Raw genomic sequence first — 19,824 nt, 5'->3', positions numbered from 1 at the left:
GGAAAACTACTATTTTTTTATTCGTATGTCCGAGGACAAATCAGACAAATTAAAATCCCACAATCGAATCGTCTACCGGGAATTTGGCAAGGATTCATCGGAAGCTCTAGAACGTCCTGTTCCCGAACTACCCCCTAACCAACAAAACATCAGGATACAAGCTACCCGCGCAGGAAGAAAAGGTAAAACAGTGACCTTAATTAGCGGATTTAAAAATAAACAAGAAAACCTTATAAATTTGTTGAAGCAATTAAAAGCCCAATGTGGTACAGGGGGAACCTTGAAAGAAAACGAAATTGAGATTCAGGGGGATCATAAACAGAAAATTTTAGAGATTTTGTTGAAACTGGGTTACAAGGCTAAGATTAGCGGTGGTTGACCATCACTGCTGTATGAAGCCCACTTTCATGATTTTTAACGTTTTTGCTATGAGTACATAAAAAATGTAATTCCCTGAGAAGAAGAAAACTGCCAAACGGCGTTTAGGTGTTGAGTTGTAGACGAGTACAAAGAAATCCTGAGCCCTGTATGACAAATACTCGCACCCCACTAACAAAATACTAGCACCCCTACCCAAAAAAAAAGATTTAATTTTTATCACCCTGATATTTAGTGGGATGATTACATTTGAGTACATCAGTAATAAATCCAATAAATTCTATCCTAGGGACGGATAAATGGAGCATAAAAAGTGCTGCTATAAATCATTTATCGCCAATCACTTAACGCTCCTTAACAAATCAACTGCGAAAAGTGAGTGCACCATTCCACCGAACCCTTGTGAAATTCAATGACACTACCGGCCACAGGAATTCTCACTTCCTCCCCACAGGAACCTCCCACAGGTAAATCTGGTGGTTGTGGTTGCGACAGCACAACAACCTCAGAAATGGACGAAAAACTCAAAGAGCGGATTGCTAAACATCCTTGTTATAGTGAGGAAGCACATCACCATTATGCAAGAATGCATGTAGCAGTAGCTCCCGCATGCAATATTCAATGTAACTATTGTAACCGCAAATACGATTGTGCCAACGAAAGTCGTCCTGGGGTAGTCAGTGAACTGCTGACACCAGAGGAAGCTGCTCATAAGGTATTAGTAATTGCCAGTAAAATTCCCCAAATGACAGTTTTGGGAATTGCTGGACCGGGAGATCCCCTAGCCAATCCTGAAAAAACATTTCGTACCTTTGAGTTGATTGCGGATAAAGCGCCGGATATTAAGCTTTGTTTATCAACCAATGGTTTGATGCTACCGGAATATATTGAACGCATCAAACAGTTAAATATAGATCACGTAACTATTACCTTGAACACCATTGACCCAGAAATAGGTGCCAAAATTTATTCCTGGGTTCACTATAAGCGGAAGCGTTATAAAGGTGTGGAAGGTGCGAGAATTTTGCTAGAGAAGCAAATGGAAGGATTGCAGGCTTTAAAAGAAGCTGATATTTTATGTAAAGTTAATTCCGTGATGATTCCTGGAATTAATGATCAACATCTAGTAGAAGTTAACAAAGTAATTAGAGAAAAAGGTGCATTCCTGCATAACATTATGCCCCTGATTTCTGCTCCAGAACATGGTACATATTTTGGGTTAAACGGTCAACCAGGTCCGACTAATAAAGAACTCAAGGAAGTGCAAGATCAATGTTCTGGCAACATGAAAATGATGCGTCACTGTCGTCAGTGTCGAGCAGATGCGGTGGGACTATTAGGAGAAGATCGCAGCCAAGAATTTACCAAAGAGAAATTATTGGAAATGTCTCCAGAATACGATCTAGAAAAACGTCAACAAGTGCAAGAAGGTATTGAGAAATTCAGAGAAGAACTGAAACTGGCAAGACAAAAAGTTACTGTTGGTAAAAAAATACCCAATCAGCTAAAAATTCTGGTAGCTGTAGCAACTAAAGGCGGTGGGTTAGTTAATCAACACTTTGGACATGCTAAGGAATTTCAGGTCTACGAGGTGGATGGAAATGAAGTTCGTTATGTAAGTCACCGCAGAATTGATCAATATTGTCAGGGTGGATACGGTGAAGAAGCAACAGCTGAAAATATAATTAAAGCAATTGCTGATTGCCAAGCAGTTTTAGTTGCTAAAATTGGCAACTGTCCAAAAGAGAAATTGCATGCAGCGGGTATACAGACTGTGGAATCATACGATTTAATTGAGAAAGTTGCCCTAGAATTTTACGAACAGTATCTAAGGGCTAATTTATAGCCCTAGCCAAACCAGAACGCCTATCCAGCAATTTAGCCATCAACTCTTTTCCTAGGCGTTCTGGAAAAAGCTATATGTTAGAGCCCAAAATCTCCAAGGAGAAATAATCATGGCTTACACTATTACTAGCCAGTGCATTTCCTGCAATCTTTGTGTATCTGCATGTCCAAATGGTGCAATTGAAAAAGTTGAAGGTAAGCACATTATTGATGCCCAACGATGTACAAACTGCGCCAACACAATTTACACTGTACCTCAATGTAAAGCAGTTTGTCCTACAGCTAGTGGGTGTGTAGAACAACCGAAAGATTATTGGGAAATTTGGTTTTCTACCTACAATCGTATCATAGCTAAACTGACAAACAAACAGGACTATTGGGAATGTTGGTATAACACCTATTCCCAGAAGTTAGGGGAGCAATTAAAGAAGCATCAAATTGTAGCTTAGGTACTCGATGGTAATTGGTAGATAGTAAAATACCCAAGCTATACATTTTCTATTTGCCGTTACCATTTATTAGCCATAAACAATAAATCATAAGTAATGAGTGAAATGTTGAAAAATTGTATCTATCTGGATAATAATGCAACTACTAAGGTAGATCCTCAGGTTTTGGAAGCCATGCTACCTTATTTAACAGACTACTATGCAAATCCTTCTAGTATGCATAGTTTCGGGGGTCAACTGGCTAAAAATGTGAAAATAGCTAGAGAAAATGTTGCAGCTTTATTGGGATCTCAAGAGTCAGAAATCATCTTCACAAGTTGTGGAACTGAAGGTGATAATGCTGCTATTAAAGCAGCTTTGTTATCTCAACCAGATAAGCGCCATATCATCACTTCCCAAGTAGAACACCCAGCGGTTTTGAATGTTTGTAAACAATTGGAAACCCAAGGTTATGAAGTTACTTATTTATCTGTTAATAGTCAAGGACAAATAGACTTGAATGAATTAGAGGCATCCCTAACTGGAAACACTGCTTTGGTGACTATTATGTATGCCAATAATGAAACCGGCACTATATTTCCAATTGAAGAAATTGGTGCTAGAGTAAAAGAGTATGGAGCCATATTTCATGTTGATGCAGTACAAGCGGTAGGAAAATTACCCTTGAATATGAAGACTAGTACAATTGATATGTTAACTATGTCTGGTCATAAAATTCATGCTCCTAAGGGTATTGGTGCTTTGTATGTAAAACGTGGTGTGAGATTTCGTCCCTTTTTAATTGGTGGACACCAAGAAAGGGGAAGAAGAGCAGGGACAGAAAATGTTCCAGGAATTATTGGTTTAGGAAAGGCTGCTCAATTGGAATTATTGCACTTGGAAGAGGTAACTAAAAGAGAAAGAAAACTACGGGATAATTTGGAACAAAGTTTATTAACTAAAATTCCTGATTGTGCAGTTAATGGTGATATTAATCATCGTTTGCCTAATACTTCTAATATTGGTTTTAAGTATATTGAAGGTGAGGCCATACTGCTGCTTTTAAATAAGCATGGTATTTGTGCCTCCTCCGGTTCTGCTTGCACTTCTGGTTCTCTAGAACCATCTCATGTTTTAAGAGCTATGGGTTTACCTTATACTACCTTACATGGTTCAATTCGTTTTAGTCTTTCTCGCTATACTACCCAAGAGGAAATAGATCAGGTAGTAGCTGTCATGCCAGAAATTGTGGAAAAACTCCGCAGCTTATCTCCCTTCAAAAATGATGAAGCACAATGGTTACAACAGCAATCCTTAGTAAGTAGTAAGTAGTCATTGGTAAATCCACAAATTCCTAATCTAACACTCTAATCAACAATTATGTGGGACTATACAGACAAAGTATTAGAATTGTTTTACGAACCGAAAAACCAGGGGACAATAGAAGATAACAGGGAACCTGGAGTTAAGATAGCTACTGGTGAAGTGGGAAGTATTGCATGTGGTGATGCTTTAAGATTGCATTTGAAAGTTGAAGAAGCTACGGATAAAATTCTCGATGCTCGTTTTCAAACTTTTGGTTGTACCAGTGCCATTGCTTCTTCTAGTGCGTTAACCGAAATGGTGAAAGGTCTCACCTTAGATGAAGCTTTAAGAGTAACCAATAAGGAAATAGCAGCATATTTGGGTGGATTACCTGAAGCTAAAATGCACTGTTCAGTCATGGGACAAGAAGCCTTAGAAGCAGCTATTTATAATTATCGAGGTATTCCACTAGCATCCCATGAGGACGATGATGAAGGTGTCCTAATTTGTAGTTGTTTTGGCATCACAGATGCTAAGATAAAAAAAGCAGTAAGACAAAACAATCTGTTCAGCGCCGAACAGGTTACAAATTATGTAAAAGCTGGTGGTGGATGCGGTTCTTGTTTAGCAAAAATTGATGATATAATTAAACAAGTACAACAGGATTTTGCTCTAGAAATAGGCTCTGGAAATGGTACGGTAAGTCACCAACAATTTTCCGCTTTAGGTGATAATTTAAGAGAGCAGTTAGAGCAACAAAAACCACTAACTAATGTACAGAAAATTGCTCTGATTCAAAAAGTATTAGATGAAGAGGTCCGACCTGTTTTAATTGCCGACGGGGGAGACGTAGAATTGTATGACATAGAAGGTAATAAGGTCAAAGTCATTCTTAAAGGCGCCTGTGGTTCATGTTCTAGCAGTACCGCTACATTAAAGATAGCCATTGAATCAAGATTACGAGAGCGCGTCAACAAGGAAATTATCGTCGAAGCAGTTTAGTTTTGCTGCCAAATACTTACATTCTAATAAATATTATGAAAAACAGAACAGCACTATGTCTAGTAGAGCGTTCGCCACCATTAAACCGCGACGTTCTATACACGCTCACTGCCGTAGATACAAGGCGTGAGAAATCGACACACAAAAGACCGGTAAACCACTCAGACTAGGAACTAGGAAAAATGAGCGACGAAAGAATTAGACAGATAGCATTCTACGGCAAAGGCGGTATTGGTAAATCTACCACCTCTCAAAACACTCTAGCAGCTATGGCTGAAATGGGCCAACGCATTCTAATTGTGGGTTGCGACCCCAAAGCTGACTCTACCCGTTTGATGCTGCACTCTAAAGCTCAAACTACCGTATTGCACTTGGCTGCTGAGAAAGGTGCTGTAGAAGACCTGGAATTGGAAGAAGTAATGCTGGCCGGATTCCGTGGTGTTAAATGCGTGGAATCTGGTGGTCCAGAACCCGGTGTAGGTTGTGCTGGTCGTGGTATTATCACTGCCATTAACTTTTTAGAAGAAAATGGTGCTTACCAAGATTTAGACTTCGTTTCCTACGACGTATTGGGTGACGTTGTATGTGGTGGTTTCGCTATGCCCATTCGTGAAGGTAAAGCACAAGAAATCTACATCGTTACCTCCGGTGAAATGATGGCGATGTACGCTGCAAACAACATCGCTCGTGGTATTTTGAAATATGCTCACTCCGGTGGTGTGCGTTTAGGTGGTTTAATCTGTAATAGCCGTAAGGTTGACCGTGAAGCTGAATTGATTGAAAACTTAGCTGAACGTTTAAACACCCAAATGATTCACTTCGTACCTCGTGATAACATTGTTCAACACGCGGAGTTGCGTCGTATGACAGTTAACGAGTATGCACCTGATAGTAACCAGGCTCATGAATACCGTGCATTGGGTCAAAAGATCATCAATAACACCAAGCTAACTATTCCTACCCCCATGGAAATGGATGAGTTAGAAGCTCTGTTGATTGAGTATGGTATTCTTGATGATGACAGCAAAAACGCTGAAGTAATTGGCAAGCCTGCTTCTGCAAGCAAGTAGTATTTATTGATTGAGAAATGGGAAAAAGGAATGCTCTACATTAATTTCCTTTTTACCTTTCTTTGGCAAATTTGGGGATTCCCCTACCTAAACAATACTAGAAAGAGCAAACAGACATGACACCTCAAGACAACAAGAAGATTGTTGAAGAAAGAAAAGAACTGATTAAAGAAGTTCTCCAAGCTTACCCTGAAAAAGCTGCTAAGAAGCGTGAGAAGCATCTGAATGTACATGAAGAAGGTAAAACAGATTGTGGTGTTAAATCTAACATCAAATCTTTACCTGGTGTAATGACCGCCCGTGGTTGTGCTTATGCAGGTTCCAAGGGTGTGGTTTGGGGTCCTATTAAGGACATGATTCATATCAGCCATGGTCCTGTAGGTTGTGGTTACTGGTCTTGGTCTGGTCGTCGTAACTATTATTTAGGTACTACAGGTGTTGATACCTTTGGTACTATGCACTTCACTTCTGATTTCCAAGAACGGGACATTGTGTTTGGTGGAGACAAGAAGTTATTGAAGTTGATTCAAGAGTTGGAAGAATTGTTCCCCCTCAACCGTGGTGTTTCTGTCCAATCTGAATGTCCTATTGGTTTGATTGGAGATGATATCGAAGCGGTTTCTAAGACAGCTGCTAAGGAACTGGGTAAACCAGTGGTTCCTGTCCGTTGCGAAGGTTTCCGTGGGGTATCTCAGTCTTTGGGACACCACATCGCTAACGACCAAATCCGTGACTGGGTATTCCCCAGAGCAGATCAAGCTAAAAAAGACGGTAGTCTCAAGTTTGAATCTACCCCCTATGACGTAGCAATTATTGGTGATTATAACATCGGTGGCGACGCTTGGGCTAGCCGTATTCTTTTAGAAGAACTTGGTTTACGTGTTGTTGCTCAGTGGTCTGGTGACGGTACTATTAATGAAATGTTGTTGACTCCTAATGTGAAGATCAACCTCATTCACTGTTATCGTTCTATGAACTATATCAGTCGTCACATGGAAGAAGCTTATGGTATTCCTTGGATGGAGTATAATTTCTTCGGACCTACCAAGATTGCTGAATCTTTAAGAGCGATCGCAGCCAGATTTGACTCTAAGATTCAAGAAAATGCTGAAAAGGTAATTGCTAAGTATCAGCCTTCCATGGATGCGATTATTGCTAAATACGGTCCTCGCTTGGAAGGTAAAACCGTAGCCATGATGGTTGGTGGTTTACGTCCTCGTCACGTCGTACCTGCATTCAACGATTTGGGCATGAAGTTAGTTGGTACAGGTTACGAGTTTGCTCACAGTGACGACTATAAACGTACCACTCACTATATTGACAATGGCACAATCGTTTATGACGACGTAACTGCCTTTGAATTTGAAGAATTCATCAAAGCTCTGAAGCCAGATTTAATTGCTTCTGGAGTAAAAGAGAAGTACGTATTCCAAAAGATGGGTCTTCCTTTCCGTCAAATGCACTCTTGGGATTATTCTGGTCCTTACCACGGTTACGACGGGTTTGCCATTTTCGCTCGTGACATGGATTTGGCACTCAACAGTCCAACTTGGGGATTAATCGGTGCTCCCTGGAACAAATCTGCCAAGAAAGCTTTAAGAAAAGCTACAGCAGCAGTCTAAGCAAAGAAAATATCAGGGTAAATTGCCCCCATAAATACTAAACAGTATCCTATAAGCACTGACCAATATAAGTGAAAATATGGGCAAAGTGGGGGTGAGAAATTCAAGATTCAAAATTAAAAGTTCTCAAGTTTGAATTTTCCATTCTGAATTTTGGGCAACATTTCTGACCCCCTACTTAAAAAGGGGCAATTAACTGATATCGCCACAGAAACACAACATATACAGCAATCTTGGAGAACTAGAAATGCCTCAGAATCCGGAAAAAATCAAGGATCACGTTGAACTATTCCACCAACCAGAATACCAACAACTGTTCCAAAACAAGAAAGAATTTGAAAATGGTCACACCCCTGAAGAAGTTCAACGGGTTGCAGAATGGACAAAGACCTGGGAATATCGTGAAAAGAACTTCGCTCGTGAAGCTTTAACCATTAACCCTGCTAAAGGTTGCCAACCTTTGGGTGCTATGTTCGCTGCGGTGGGTTTTGAAGGCACTCTTCCCTTCGTTCAAGGTTCTCAAGGTTGCGTTGCTTATTTCCGTACACACTTAACCCGTCACTATAAAGAACCATTTTCTGGCGTTTCTTCTTCCATGACTGAAGACGCTGCGGTTTTCGGTGGTCTGCAAAACATGATTGATGGTTTAGCAAATGCATACACACTTTACAAACCTAAAATGATTGCAGTTTGCACCACCTGTATGGCGGAAGTTATCGGTGATGACCTGGGTGCATTTATCACCAATGCTAAGAATGCTGGTTCTGTACCCCAGGATTTACCCGTACCTTTTGCACACACACCTAGTTTTGTAGGATCCCACATCACCGGTTATGACAACATGATGAAGGGTATTCTTTCTAACCTAACAGCAGGTAAAAAGAAAGCCACCAGTAATGGTAAAATCAACTTCATCCCCGGTTTCGACACTTATGTAGAAAACAACCGTGAAGTGAAGCGTATAGCTGACCTAATGGGTATTAACTACACCCTGTTATCTGACAACAGTGATTATGTTGACTCACCTAACGATGGTGAATTTAACATGTACCCAGGTGGCACAAAACTAGAAGACGCAGCGGACTCCATCAACGCTAAAGCTACTGTTGCTCTCCAAGCTTACTCCACCAGCAAAACCCGCGACTACATCGCTAAGGAATGGGGTCAAAAAGTTGAAGTTTCTCGTCCTTGGGGTATTAAGGGTACAGACGAATTCTTGATGAAACTCAGCGAGTTAACTGGTAAAGCAATTCCTGCTGAATTAGAAGTAGAACGTGGTCGTGCAGTTGACGCTATGACTGACTCCCATGCGTGGGTACATGGTAAGCGTTTTGCTATCTACGGTGATCCTGACTTAGTGTATAGTGTTGTTGGGTTCATGCTAGAAATGGGTGCTGAACCTGTACACATTTTGGTTCACAACACTAATGAAGTATTTGAGAAAGAATTGAGAGGTCTTCTAGATTCTAGTGAATTCGGTAAAGAAGCTAAAATCTGGGGTGGTAAGGACTTATGGCACTTACGTTCCCTATTGTTTACTGAACCCGTAGACCTATTAATTGGTAACTCCTACGGTAAGTATTTGTGGCGTGATTGTGGTGTACCTTTAGTTAGAATTGGTTATCCCATCATGGATCGTCACCACTACCACCGTTATGCAACCGTTGGTTACAAGGGTGTTATTAACTTGTTGAGCTGGATTGTTAACACTATCTTTGAAGAAATTGACCGCAATACCAATGTTCCTGGTAAGACAGATATTTCTTACGACTTAATTCGCTAGACAAATAACGGTTAAGTAGGGAGGCACAATTATTTGTAGGATAGGTTAGTGGTAGGGTAACCCATGGGGGCGTTGGGTTTCGTTCCTCAACCCAACCTACGTTCATGTTTAATTCCACCCACCTACTTAGTTGTCAAGCATCATCTTGAGGCCACTAATCCCTAAGTTAGTATCGGATGGGGATTGGGTATTAACCCAATTCCCTATTTCAATGAATCACCTGGTATTAAACCAAGGGAAAAATTCTCCAGTACCGAAATTATCAAGAATTGCTGTTATAAAAATTCAGTTACGGATAAATAGATATCTTTTTTTGAGAATTGAAATGTGTGAATCTAATGTGAAGAGGAATTTTGCAGTAAGTCTATAGATATTTCCAACCTTGAAGTTTTGGAAAGTAACTGAATTATAAAAACTGTCAAGACCAGACATAAAGCGAGACATCAATATGAAAATGACCCAAGGCAAAATTAACGAACTGCTGAATGAATCAGGGTGTGAACATAATCAAAAAAAGCAAGCACAAAAGAAAAATAAATCCTGCACCCAACAAGCTCAACCCGGTGCTGCTCAAGGTGGTTGTGCTTTTGATGGTGCAATGATAGCCTTAGTGCCCATCACTGATGCAGCACATTTAGTCCATGGTCCAATTGCGTGCGCGGGAAATTCCTGGGGGAGTCGAGGTAGTTTGTCTTCTGGACCAATGCTGTATAAGACCGGTTTCACCACTGACTTAACAGAAAATGATGTAATTTTTGGAGGTGAGAAAAAATTATATCAAGCCATTCTAGAAATTCACAAACGTTATCAACCATCAGCTGTATTTGTTTACGCTACCTGTGTAACTGCTTTGATTGGCGATGATATGGAAGCAGTATGTAAAGTAGCAGCTGAAAAAATTGGCATTCCAGTGATTCCCGTAATTTCTCCTGGATTTATTGGCAGTAAAAATTTGGGAAATCGATTTGCAGGTGAATCTTTATTGGAATATGTGGTGGGAACTGGTGAACCAGAACATACCACACCATATGATATTAATTTGATTGGTGAGTACAATATTGCGGGAGAAATGTGGGGTGTTTTGCCCTTATTTGAGAAATTGGGGATTCGAGTCCTTGCCAAAATTACTGGTGATGCTCGTTATCAAGAAATTACATACGCTCATCGAGCTAAGTTAAATGTGATGATCTGCTCGCGGGCATTATTAAATATGGCGCGGAAAATGGAGGAACGCTATGGTATTCCCTATATTGAAGAGTCATTTTATGGGATAGATGATATTAATCATTGTCTAATAAATGTGGCGGCTAAATTAGGAGATGGGGAATTACAAGCACGGACTAAGAAATTAATTGCTGAAGAAACTGCTGCTTTAGATATTGCTCTAGCACCTTATAGAGAAAGACTAAAGGGTAAACGAGTGGTACTATATACTGGGGGAGTAAAAAGTTGGTCAATTATTTCTGCTGCTAAAGATTTAGGGATAGAAGTAGTGGCAACAAGTACTAGAAAAAGTACGGAAGAGGATAAGGCTAAAATCAAGAAATTACTAGGCAATGATGGCATTATGTTAGAAAAAGGTAATGCCCAGGAATTATTAAAATTAGTGAGGGATACAAAAGCTGATATGTTAATAGCTGGTGGCAGAAATCAGTACACAGCATTAAAAGCAAGAATTCCCTTTTTAGATATTAATCAAGAGCGTCATCATCCCTATGCTGGTTATATGGGAATGGTGGAAATGGCCAGAGAATTGTACGAAGCTTTATATAGTCCCATCTGGGAACAAATTCGCAAACCAGCACCATGGGATAATGGGGAAACATTTTAATTATTAAAGATTACATTTATGGCAATAGTCACTATTCCTAATAAACCAGTTTCGGTTAATCCCCTAAAACAAAGTCAAGCCTTGGGAGCTGCTTTGGCTTTTCTGGGATTGAAAGGAACAATGCCTTTATTTCATGGTTCCCAAGGTTGTACAGCTTTTGCTAAGGTTGTATTAGTACGACATTTTCGGGAAGCAATTCCCTTAGCTACCACAGCTATGACAGAAGTCACCACCATTTTGGGGGGAGAGGAAAATGTGGAACAAGCAATTTTAACTCTGGTGGAAAAAGCTAAACCGGAAATTATTGGATTATGTACCACTGGATTAACAGAAACTAGGGGGGATGATATTGAACGTTTTTTGAAGGAAATTAGAAAACGTCATCCTGAATTAGACCATTTACCAATTATTTTTGCCCCTACTCCTGATTTTAAAGGTGCATTACAAGATGGTTTTGCAGTTGCTGTGGAAAGTATTGTCCAGCAAATACCTAAAGCTGGAGGGGTAAAAACAGAGCAAATTACCATTTTGGCCGGTTCTGCTTTTACTCCTGGGGACATTCAAGAAATTGAAGAAATGGTCAAATCCTTTGGATTAGAACCTATTTTTGTACCCAATTTAGGTGCTTCTCTAGACGGTCATCTGGAAGATGATTATCGTGCGGTAACAGTGAGTGGGACTACTCTCCCAGAACTGCGTGCTGTGGGTAGTTCAGCTTTTACTATTGCATTGGGTGAAAGTATGCGCGGGGCAGCAAAAATTCTTCAAGAAAGATTTAATACCGATTATGAGGTCTTTCGAGATTTAACAGGTTTAGAACCGGTGGATGAATTTTTGCAAGCTTTGTCGGTATTAAGTGGAAATCCGGTTCCGGAAAAATATAGTCGTCAACGTCGTCAATTACAAGATGGGATGTTAGACACTCATTTTTATTTAGGTGCCAAACGAATTTCTTTAGCATTAGAGCCAGATTTAATGTGGTCTATGATTAGGTTTTTACAGTCTATGGGTGCTTGTATTCATGGAGCTGTGAGCACCACTAAATCCCCCTTATTAGATATTTTACCCATTAAAAGTGTCACCATTGGGGATTTAGAAGATTTGGCAGATATAGCTGTTGGATCTGATTTATTGATTGGCAACTCTAATGTAAATACCATTGCCAAACGTCTGAGTATTCCCCTTTATCGTTTAGGAATACCAATTTATGACAGATTGGGAAATGGATTATTTACCAAGGTTGGTTATCGAGGAACTATGGAAGTTCTGTTTGCCATTGGCAACCTGTTTATAGAACATGAAGAGTCATTAATGATGCAACAATGGCAACATGTAATGAATAGGGGATAAATCAAATTCTCAAGTTGTTAGTTATAAAGGACAAATGAAAGTGAAAATTGCATTTACGACCAGTGATAGAATTCACGTCAATGCCCATTTTGGATGGGCTAAGGAAATTGATGTTTATGAAATTTCCGATCAAGGCTATGAATTTAGGGAGACTCTCAGGTTTGATGGTGAGTTAAAGGAAGATGGCAATGAGGATAAAATTACCCCTAAACTTGAGGCCTTACATGACTGTACTATAGTTTATGTTCTGGCAATTGGTGGTAGTGCGGCCGCTAAACTAATTAAACATGGTGTGACTCCGGTAAAAGCCAAATCTGAAGAGGAAGAAATTGCCGAAATCTTAAATAAACTAGTGCAAACCTTAAAAGGGAATCCTCCACCTTGGTTACGGAAGGCTCTAGGTCAAAAGAAATCTAATTTTTTAGAGGAAGTAGAAAACGAAGCTGCAATATGAGTCAAAATAATAGTGTGAACGGAAATGGTACAGTCTCCCCGTTTTTAAAAACTTTGGTACAACAGATCAGAGCTAGTGATAGCTATGGTTTTTATCGAAATTGGTCTGATGAATTAATTCTCAAACCCTTTGTTGTGACCAAGCAGAACAAAAAACAAATCTCTGTAGAAGGAGAAATCGATCCGGCAACTATTGCTCGAATTAATGCCTTTTTTCGAGCTGTAGCTGCTAGTATTGAGCAAGAAACTGGTATGATTTCTAATGTGGTGATTCAATTAGGTCATGAGGGTTTTGGTTGGGCGCTAGTTTTTTCTGGGCGACTATTGTTGGCTATCAAAACTTTACGAGATGCCCATCGTTTTGGATTTGAATCTCTGGAAAAGTTAAATGAAGAGGGGCAAAACTTTGTCCAAAAAGGAATTGATTTAGCTCAACGTTTTCCACAAGTTGGTAACTTGTAGTTTGAGATTCTCAATAACTTTTCCATAACTACCTATGCTCAGTCTACTAATTACTCATCATCTATTGCAATGACAATTGAAGATCTAAGAAATACAATCAAAAGGCTAAATAGTAAAGCAGGTCAAATGAAAATGGATCTGCATGATTTAGCGGAAGGACTGCCAACAGATTACGAAAAATTGATGACTGTTGCAGCTGAAACCTATGAAATATACAAAGAATTAGATCGGCTAAAACAACAACTAAAAACTATGGAGACAAGTTAATGAATAGAACTATGGAAGAATTTAAACAAATTGTGGATGCGGAGGCATATTTTCAATTTTTTAATCTGGCTTACGATCAACACTTTGTTAATGTTAATCGTCTACATATTTTGAAGAAGTTTTCTCAATTTATGTATGAAATTAATCAAGAATATCCCAATTTAAGTGATTCAGAAAGATTGGAGAAATATAGTACAGCACTGCAACAAGCATATCAAGTTTTTATGGAATCCACACCCCATGAACAAAAACTGTTCAAGGTGTTCAATGATAAACCGAAAAATGTAGTTACTTTAACAGACATTATATCTGATTAGGAGGTATGAATTAATGAGTCTAACGCCTAAGGAATTAGAGCGGTATAGTCGCCAAATGATGCTGCCAAATTTCGGTGAACTAGCTCAAAATCGTCTTAAATCAGCGACGATTCTGGTGACTGGTGTGGGGGGATTAGGTGGTACTGCAGCTCTTTATTTAGCAGTAGCAGGTGTTGGGCGTCTGATTTTAGTTCGTGGTGGTGATTTACGTCTGGATGACATGAATCGCCAGGTTTTAATGACCGATGATTGGGTAGGTAAACCAAGAATTTTTAAGGCGAAGGAAACACTCGAAGCTATTAATCCCGATGTGGAAATTGAAGCAGTTCATGATTATATCACTGCAGAAAATGTAGACTCTTTAGTGCAATCTGCTGATATGGCCCTGGATTGTGCTCACAATTTCAACGAGCGGAATTTACTAAATGCAGCTTGTGTGCGTTGGCGCAAACCAATGGTAGAAGCAGCTATGGATGGAATGGAAGCATACCTAACAACAATTATTCCCGGTGTTACTCCCTGTTTATCCTGTTTGTTTCCAGAAAAACCGGATTGGGATAGACGTGGGTTTTCAGTTTTGGGTGCTGTTTCTGGAACTTTAGCTTGTTTAACTGCTCTGGAAGCTATTAAACTCATTACAGGTTTTAGTCAACCATTGTTGTCAGAACTGCTAACAATTAATTTTTCCAGAATGGAATTTGTTAAGCGTCGTTCCCAGAGAGATCGTAATTGTCCAGTTTGTGGTAACACTGCACCTTGGCGATATTCCCAATCTCAGTCTTTATCTGTTTAAAGATTTATTCCTAAAACTTCATGAACTTGATGATGGAATTGAGAAATAAACCATCAGCCAATCTAAATCTTAGCCAATAGGAAAAAAAATGACTATAACTTTAACCGAAAAGGCGGAATTTCGTTTGCGGGCGTTTTTAAAAACTTCTGCTACCCAAGAAAATCAGTCAGGTGTACGCATTTCTGTAAAAAATGGTGGTTGTAGTGGCTATGAATATGGTATTGAAATCACCAGTCAACCCCAACCTGATGATATTGTTACTAAACAGGGAAATGTGTTGCTTTATATTGATGCTAAAAGTGCGCCCTTGTTAGAAGGGGTGGAAATTGATTTTATTGAAGGAGTCATGGATAGCGGTTTTAAGTTCTCTAATCCAAACGCTACCGATACTTGTGGTTGTGGTAAGTCTTTCAAATCGGGAGATTGTTCACCCAATGGTGTACCTTACAGCTAAAACTATTTGGAATTTGGGAAAAAATAAATAAGGAAACTAGTTCCATCGCATCAGTTTACAACCGTGAACATTCTCCACATTTTTGTCTGGGTAGCATCTACCTAAACTACAAATTCTATTCAATTTTCAGGAGAAAGACTATGGCTACCTATAAAGTCAGATTGGTTAACGAAAAGCAAGGTTTAGATGCTACAATTGACTGTGATGAAGAGACATCAATTGTTGATGCAGCAGCAGAAGCAGATATTGAATTGCCTGTTTCTTGTCACGCTGGTTCTTGCTCTAGTTGTGTGGGCAAAATTATAGAAGGTGAGATTAACCAAGATGATCAAAATTTCTTAGATGATGACCAATTATCTAAGAAGTTTGCCCTATTATGTGTTACCTATCCTCGCTCTAACTGTACAATTAAAACCCATCAAGAAGCAAATCTTGTATAGCTAAGGCGAACCAGAACGCCTACCTAATCATCAACCCTAGCGTTCTGGACCATATACAAGTTAGAAGATTACTCCTATTTCAATTTCTGTGAGTATTTTGACAATGTTTACTCCTTTTACTGTGGTTGGTTGTTCTTTGGAATTACTTCAAACTGGAGAAAAGGGAATTGTTACAGTCTGTCAACCCCAAAATGAAATCATTAAAAAAAAGTTGATTTCAATGGGTATTAGGACAGGAACTAATATCATGGTTGAGCAAAAATTGCCAGTTTTTATTATTAAAGCTGCAAATGTATCTATGACTATAGATAGGGAAACCATGGGAGCTATTTATGTCAGAGTATTACAAAACTTCTCTACCTAAATAGCTCTGCAACGCTTCTGGTACTTTAACTGTTCCATCAGCTTGCTGATAATTCTCTAAAATCGCTGCCATTGTCCTTCCTACAGCTAGTCCGGAACCATTTAGTGTATGTACAAAACGCGTTCCTTTTTTACCAGCCTCTTTAAACCGAATATCTGCTCTCCTAGCTTGAAAGTCAATACAATTAGAACAACTGGAAATCTCTCTATATTTGTTAAAGGATGGCAACCACACCTCTAAATCATAGGTTTTGGTTGCTCCAAACCCTAAATCACCAGTACATAGTTCAATTACTCGGTACGGTAATTTTAAAGACTGTAAAATTGACTCCGCACTCCCTACTAATTTCTCTAATTCCTCAAAAGAAGATTCGGGGCTCACTATCTTTACCAGCTCAACTTTATTGAATTGATGCAGTCTAATTAAACCGCGCATATCCCTACCATAGCTACCAGCTTCTCTTCTAAAACAGGGAGTATATGCAGTATGATAGATTGGTAAATCTTCTTTGTTCAAAATTTCCCCTCTATATAAATTAGTGACGGGAACTTCTGCTGTAGGAATTAACCATAACTCATCCTCTGCACATTTAAAACTCTCTTGGGCAAATTTGGGCAGTTGTCCAGTTCCCGTCAGAGAATCCGTATTTACTAATAAGGGTGGGCTAATCTCAATATAACCGTTTTCTATGTGCTTGCTTAACATAAATTGAATTAGTGCTCGTTCCAAAGCAGCCCCTGCACCTATTAAGTTCACAAACCTACTTTGAGCTATCTTTACTGCTCTTTCAAAGTTTAAGATACCTAACTTTTCTCCTATTTCCCAGTGGGGTAATATATTGGCATTTTGGGGTTTATATTCATCTCCCCATCTTCTAATCTCCGGATTATCATCTTCGCTTTCACCAATGGGGGTACTGTCGCTGGGAAGATTGGGAAGTGCTAATAACAACTGTTCAATTTGCCCTTTTAACTCTTTTTCTCTAGGTTCTAAATCGCTTAGTTTAGTTTTAACCAGATTGCCTTCTTCCTTTAACGAGAGAAGTTCTTCACTTTGAGGACTAATTCCTGTTTTTACCTTTTGACCTACCAGTTTACCAATTTCATTACTTCTAGCTTGCAATTCGTTGCGCTCTAATTCCAACTCCCGTTGTTTTTGGCTTAAATCCAATATGGGCTGAATTTCATATTTACCACCGCGACTATTCAGCTTTTTCTGTATCAGTTGTGGGTTTTCTCTAATCTGTTTAATATCCAGCATTGGTCATCACTCCAAAAAAGATTGAAAAATTTTCGATCAACTATCTTGTGATTCGATTTAGTAAAAACAGTGAACAAACAAGCCCTGCAAAATGAGCTGAAATTGTATTGGTGTTCGCTTGAACAACTAACATATCCAATCCGCTAATCACTCGATTTGGATCAAATAGCTGGGTTGTAACTGCTTGGGGGGAAATTGATCGGGCAACCAATGTGCCTACAATTGCTTGAGCACCTAATAAAGTCACTAAAATACCTCCTAGATTAATCCATACGCCTAGTCTAATCACCTGTACACTCTCTAGTTTTCGTGGACGATTGCTAGGATTGGATGAGTCCAGTTGTTTACCAATTCTTGTATACCTGTAACCTAAATAAATACCCGCACCTAAAACTATTAATCCACATACGGCCAAAAATATGCCAAATCCCGTGCCCGGATTGTTATTAGGACTACCCGGTCTCTGACTAAAAAAGGCATATAGCAATACTATTATCCCAGATATCACACCTAATACTAGTTGTATCCAAAAACTAATCCAACCCGCTAAGCGAAACATCTGGGCGATCGCTCTTATATTAGTGGATTGCATTTCCAAGTCCTTCGTCATATTTAAATAATTCCCATAGTAGGATCAATAAACTCTTTAAGAAACTTCTATAAAAGTCAATAGATCTAGTAGCTTATCTCTTAGTGACTATCAAAAATCCCACTTGACTGGTTTGACTCCAGAATAGATCAACAATCATTAATAATAAATAGGTGGGATTCATTTAAAAAAATAAAAGTCATGGATACTGCTATCATTCCATCCACCCTTCTCCTCACCTTGTTATTGCTTGTGGGGTTGTTTTTCTTTATTCGTGCTTCCACCAAAGATCGCACTGAACAAGCAAAAATAGCCTCTGAAGACGATGAAACCATCCTGATGGGTCAACTCAAGGACTATTTCCAATCCCGTGCTTATCGAGTGGTTTCCGCAGATCCAGAAAAAAAGGAAGTCATTTTCGAGGGCTTTGTCCAACCTAGTTGGTTTTTAGCTGTGTTTCTGACTGTTTTAGCTGCTCTAGGTCTTGCTTGTCTAGGACTAGTTTTAGCCCAGCTTTTTTCCAGTCAGAATCCATTTTTTTTGGTTTTAGTAGCACCATTAAGTGGTATATTCTACTGGCGCCAATCCGGAAGAATTGAGAAGGTATTACTCAAAATGGAGTTTTGCCAAAATGAACAACACCCCTCAAGTATAATCACTGTCACTGCTCACCGAGATGAACTCGCGGAGTTAAAAAGGGCTTTACAAGTAAAAGCTTTACAAGTAAAAATTGTCGATGTGATAACCTAACACCCTGACACCAATTACCTACTTCCAACCGGAAAACAGAGAGCACATAACAAACTTTGTATTAATGGTCTTACTAAGAAATCAACTTAACTCAGTTATTTTAGTAACATACCCTTCGCTTGATTTTGTTGTCACTCTCTGCTGTACCAGGTTTAATTATCCAATTGATTAGCACCACTGTCAGTTCGGCCACAAACTAAAAAAAAATTGAATTTTTGCGTCAACTGTTCAATTTTGCCAGTTAATTGATTTTGGGGTCAGAAGTAAGAAGTTGAATGCGTAAAAAAACCATTCCAGAACCTAGCGATTTGCCAGATTCACTAGTTGTTCTGCACTAGCTGGAGTTTCCAACATTCTCAAGCTAGGGAATAAAAAATGGTTCTCTTCTACGTATTGAGCACCAAACAGACCCTTTTCCGCCCAAAAATAACGGTCTGTGGTGTGTTCGTTCCTTTTTACTAATAGCAAGGCAGGAGGCAAGATACCTTCAGCGTGAATAAACTTTCTCGCTGCTGTCACTGGTTTGTCTTCGCCGCTTTCTATGCTGTACTGAGGCACATTTTCCAGAATCCGTCGTCCTTCCTGACGACGACGGCTTTTTCTTTTACGTCTCCTTGCCAACTTATTGTCCTCCTCTTTCAAGCTAGAAGATTGTAGTCACAGCTACAAAACTCGTGGTAATTATATACGGGTTGCCAGAAAAAATCAATGGTTTTTAACCTTTCGATACATCTCTATCAATCTATTCCTCAACTGGGATCAATTACTCAGTAATTTTAAAATAACTTGTGTATATTAAATATTAATAAATACGCAAATCGTAGTAGTTAAGGTGTTATATGATAGCTGAAGTAATATTAAAATAGTAATAAAATAATAAATGGTGATAAATTCACTTCACTTAACAATTAGGAATTAGAATAGGTAACGGATACCAATAAACAAGATGGCAAAAGGGCGCCCATTGATAAAACATAACTAGCTTACACACATAACCTCTAAATTCTAATTTCTGTTATAGCTTTAGCCAAAATGCTTACAAAATAGTTGATAGGCATCCG

General features: G+C 39.1%; 22 protein-coding genes. 19 read left to right on the top strand and 3 right to left on the bottom strand.

Going from position 1 to position 19,824, the window contains the following annotated elements:
- Positions 1-25: 25 nt before the first annotated feature.
- The 18 genes from ASL19_RS05305 to ASL19_RS05220 all read left to right on the top strand — a co-directional run bounded on the left by ASL19_RS05305 (position 26) and on the right by ASL19_RS05220 (position 16,164).
- A complete protein-coding gene (locus tag ASL19_RS05305) occupies positions 26-379 on the top strand; it encodes a translation initiation factor (protein ID WP_006278583.1) in 354 nt (117 codons plus the stop codon).
- A gap of 411 nt (positions 380-790) precedes the next feature.
- Entirely contained in the window at positions 791-2,224 is a 1,434-nt protein-coding gene (gene nifB, locus ASL19_RS05300; RefSeq protein WP_006278582.1) for a nitrogenase cofactor biosynthesis protein NifB, read from the top strand.
- Positions 2,225-2,333: 109 nt separating this feature from the next.
- Positions 2,334-2,672 carry a 4Fe-4S binding protein gene (locus ASL19_RS05295; protein ID WP_006278581.1) on the top strand — a complete coding sequence of 113 codons (339 nt, stop codon included), beginning with the start codon at positions 2,334-2,336 and terminating at the stop codon, positions 2,670-2,672.
- A gap of 105 nt (positions 2,673-2,777) precedes the next feature.
- Positions 2,778-3,983 (top strand): cysteine desulfurase NifS, encoded by a 1,206-nt coding sequence (gene nifS / locus ASL19_RS05290; RefSeq protein ID WP_040009945.1) that lies wholly within the window; start codon positions 2,778-2,780, stop codon positions 3,981-3,983.
- 48 nt (positions 3,984-4,031) lie between these two features.
- Positions 4,032-4,958 (top strand): Fe-S cluster assembly protein NifU, encoded by a 927-nt coding sequence (gene nifU / locus ASL19_RS05285; RefSeq protein ID WP_057177534.1) that lies wholly within the window; start codon positions 4,032-4,034, stop codon positions 4,956-4,958.
- A 182-nt stretch (positions 4,959-5,140) separates the two neighbouring features.
- Complete coding sequence (gene nifH / locus ASL19_RS05280; protein WP_057177533.1) at positions 5,141-6,028, top strand: nitrogenase iron protein; 888 nt, start codon at positions 5,141-5,143, stop codon at positions 6,026-6,028.
- 116 nt (positions 6,029-6,144) lie between these two features.
- Positions 6,145-7,650 carry a nitrogenase molybdenum-iron protein alpha chain gene (gene nifD / locus ASL19_RS05275; protein WP_057177532.1) on the top strand — a complete coding sequence of 502 codons (1,506 nt, stop codon included), beginning with the start codon at positions 6,145-6,147 and terminating at the stop codon, positions 7,648-7,650.
- A gap of 247 nt (positions 7,651-7,897) precedes the next feature.
- Complete coding sequence (gene nifK / locus ASL19_RS05270) at positions 7,898-9,433, top strand: nitrogenase molybdenum-iron protein subunit beta (protein ID WP_006278576.1); 1,536 nt, start codon at positions 7,898-7,900, stop codon at positions 9,431-9,433.
- Positions 9,434-9,881: 448 nt separating this feature from the next.
- Complete coding sequence (nifE, locus tag ASL19_RS05265) at positions 9,882-11,264, top strand: nitrogenase iron-molybdenum cofactor biosynthesis protein NifE (RefSeq protein ID WP_057177531.1); 1,383 nt, start codon at positions 9,882-9,884, stop codon at positions 11,262-11,264.
- An 18-nt stretch (positions 11,265-11,282) separates the two neighbouring features.
- Positions 11,283-12,614 (top strand): nitrogenase iron-molybdenum cofactor biosynthesis protein NifN, encoded by a 1,332-nt coding sequence (nifN, locus tag ASL19_RS05260; protein WP_057177530.1) that lies wholly within the window; start codon positions 11,283-11,285, stop codon positions 12,612-12,614.
- A gap of 34 nt (positions 12,615-12,648) precedes the next feature.
- Positions 12,649-13,068: a nitrogen fixation protein NifX gene (gene nifX, locus ASL19_RS05255; RefSeq protein WP_006278573.1), complete on the top strand. Its 420-nt coding sequence runs from the start codon at positions 12,649-12,651 to the stop codon at positions 13,066-13,068.
- Positions 13,065-13,529: a NifX-associated nitrogen fixation protein gene (locus ASL19_RS05250; RefSeq protein WP_057177529.1), complete on the top strand. Its 465-nt coding sequence runs from the start codon at positions 13,065-13,067 to the stop codon at positions 13,527-13,529. Before nifX ends, ASL19_RS05250 begins: the two co-directional genes overlap by 4 nt.
- A gap of 69 nt (positions 13,530-13,598) precedes the next feature.
- Positions 13,599-13,796, top strand: a complete 198-nt coding sequence (locus ASL19_RS05245; RefSeq protein WP_006278571.1) for a CCE_0567 family metalloprotein — start codon at positions 13,599-13,601, stop codon at positions 13,794-13,796.
- Positions 13,796-14,113, top strand: a complete 318-nt coding sequence (gene nifW / locus ASL19_RS05240; RefSeq protein WP_006278570.1) for a nitrogenase-stabilizing/protective protein NifW — start codon at positions 13,796-13,798, stop codon at positions 14,111-14,113. Before ASL19_RS05245 ends, nifW begins: the two co-directional genes overlap by 1 nt.
- 13 nt (positions 14,114-14,126) lie before the next feature.
- Positions 14,127-14,906 (top strand): HesA/MoeB/ThiF family protein, encoded by a 780-nt coding sequence (locus ASL19_RS05235; RefSeq protein WP_006278569.1) that lies wholly within the window; start codon positions 14,127-14,129, stop codon positions 14,904-14,906.
- 88 nt (positions 14,907-14,994) lie between these two features.
- Positions 14,995-15,360, top strand: coding sequence for an iron-sulfur cluster assembly accessory protein (locus ASL19_RS05230; protein ID WP_057177528.1), 366 nt, complete (start codon positions 14,995-14,997; stop codon positions 15,358-15,360).
- A 140-nt stretch (positions 15,361-15,500) separates the two neighbouring features.
- Complete coding sequence (locus ASL19_RS05225) at positions 15,501-15,800, top strand: 2Fe-2S iron-sulfur cluster-binding protein (protein ID WP_006278567.1); 300 nt, start codon at positions 15,501-15,503, stop codon at positions 15,798-15,800.
- An 88-nt stretch (positions 15,801-15,888) separates the two neighbouring features.
- Complete coding sequence (locus tag ASL19_RS05220; RefSeq protein WP_369814497.1) at positions 15,889-16,164, top strand: FeoA family protein; 276 nt, start codon at positions 15,889-15,891, stop codon at positions 16,162-16,164.
- On the opposite strand, the gene serS is transcribed toward ASL19_RS05220, so the two are convergent.
- Together serS and ASL19_RS05210 are read right to left on the bottom strand one after the other, a co-directional pair.
- Entirely contained in the window at positions 16,144-17,424 is a 1,281-nt protein-coding gene (gene serS / locus ASL19_RS05215) for a serine--tRNA ligase (protein WP_006278565.1), read from the bottom strand. The two genes, ASL19_RS05220 and serS, sit on opposite strands and share 21 nt — an antisense overlap.
- A 40-nt stretch (positions 17,425-17,464) precedes the next feature.
- The gene (locus tag ASL19_RS05210) at positions 17,465-18,034 is read right to left on the bottom strand and encodes a DUF3611 family protein (protein WP_006278564.1); all 570 of its coding nucleotides are present in this window, start codon (positions 18,032-18,034) and stop codon (positions 17,465-17,467) included.
- Positions 18,035-18,214: 180 nt separating this feature from the next.
- On the opposite strand from ASL19_RS05210, the gene ASL19_RS05205 reads away from it, so the two are divergent.
- The gene (locus tag ASL19_RS05205; RefSeq protein ID WP_057177526.1) at positions 18,215-18,763 is read left to right on the top strand and encodes a cofactor assembly of complex C subunit B; all 549 of its coding nucleotides are present in this window, start codon (positions 18,215-18,217) and stop codon (positions 18,761-18,763) included.
- Positions 18,764-19,063: 300 nt separating this feature from the next.
- Here the strand turns inward: ASL19_RS05205 and ASL19_RS05200 are convergent, their stop codons facing one another.
- Complete coding sequence (locus ASL19_RS05200) at positions 19,064-19,384, bottom strand: DUF3155 domain-containing protein (RefSeq protein ID WP_006278562.1); 321 nt, start codon at positions 19,382-19,384, stop codon at positions 19,064-19,066.
- Between the last annotated feature and the right edge of the window lie 440 nt (positions 19,385-19,824).

Origin of the sequence: Cylindrospermopsis sp. CR12 (assembly GCF_001432185.1) — a bacterium.
Classification (GTDB): Bacteria; Cyanobacteriota; Cyanobacteriia; order Cyanobacteriales; family Nostocaceae; genus Raphidiopsis; species Raphidiopsis raciborskii.
Note: the sequence above shows the minus strand (reverse complement) of the source record. Positions and strands in the feature narration are given on the sequence as shown.